This is a genomic window from Staphylococcus sp. HMSC035D11, from assembly GCF_001836075.1.
GTDB classification, from domain to species: Bacteria; Bacillota; Bacilli; order Staphylococcales; family Staphylococcaceae; genus Staphylococcus; species Staphylococcus hominis.
On the sequence record NZ_KV827207.1, the window covers coordinates 1 to 577 of the forward strand.

1 rRNA gene is annotated in these 577 nt (G+C 50.1%); it reads left to right on the forward strand.

From position 1 onward, the window contains the following. Window positions 1-577 (forward strand): 16S ribosomal RNA (locus HMPREF2647_RS00290); the annotation flags it as partial.

The following is a 577-nucleotide window of genomic DNA, read 5'->3' on the forward strand; positions in this document are numbered from 1 at the left end:
GAGTAACACGTAGGTAACCTACCTATAAGACTGGGATAACTTCGGGAAACCGGAGCTAATACCGGATAATATTTCGAACCGCATGGTTCGATAGTGAAAGATGGCTTTGCTATCACTTATAGATGGACCTGCGCCGTATTAGCTAGTTGGTAAGGTAACGGCTTACCAAGGCAACGATACGTAGCCGACCTGAGAGGGTGATCGGCCACACTGGAACTGAGACACGGTCCAGACTCCTACGGGAGGCAGCAGTAGGGAATCTTCCGCAATGGGCGAAAGCCTGACGGAGCAACGCCGCGTGAGTGATGAAGGTCTTCGGATCGTAAAACTCTGTTATTAGGGAAGAACAAACGTGTAAGTAACTGTGCACGTCTTGACGGTACCTAATCAGAAAGCCACGGCTAACTACGTGCCAGCAGCCGCGGTAATACGTAGGTGGCAAGCGTTATCCGGAATTATTGGGCGTAAAGCGCGCGTAGGCGGTTTTTTAAGTCTGATGTGAAAGCCCACGGCTCAACCGTGGAGGGTCATTGGAAACTGGAAAACTTGAGTGCAGAAGAGGAAAGTGGAATTCCAT